Origin of the sequence: Streptomyces milbemycinicus, from assembly GCF_002154605.1 — a bacterium.
Lineage (GTDB): Bacteria > Actinomycetota > Actinomycetes > Streptomycetales > Streptomycetaceae > Streptomyces > Streptomyces milbemycinicus.
This window is the reverse complement of sequence record NZ_MUNE01000714.1, coordinates 1-329: the sequence shown is the minus strand read 5'-3', so window position 1 is coordinate 329 and position 329 is coordinate 1. Positions and strand designations below refer to the sequence as shown.

Genomic DNA, 329 nt, shown 5'->3' with positions numbered 1-329 from the left:
CGAGGGCGGGGAGGAAGCGGTACGGGTCGTGCTGCGGGGTCTGCGCGGTCTGCGCGGTCTGCCCGGTCTCGTACTGCCCGTTCTCGTACTCGACCAGCAGCCGGTAGTCGGGGATCCCCCGGAGCGGGAGCACCCCGGAGAACAGCCCGTCCCCCTCGGGGCGCAGCTGTGCGCGCAGCCCAGTGGCCGTGACGGCCACGGACCTGGCGTACGGGCGCAGCGCACGGAAGAGGATTCCGCCGCGCACGGGATGGGCGCCGAGGAGGGCGTGCGGGTCGTGATGGGAGCCGGAGAGCAGCCGCTCCCGGTCGGTGTCCCCGAGCGGCGCC

The 329-nt window shown here is 74.8% G+C and carries 1 protein-coding gene; it reads right to left on the bottom strand.

Annotated elements, in window-relative coordinates:
* Positions 1–329, bottom strand: a 329-nt coding sequence (locus CCN51_RS58520; RefSeq protein ID WP_425444796.1) for a GlgB N-terminal domain-containing protein, incomplete at both ends; no start/stop codon positions are given.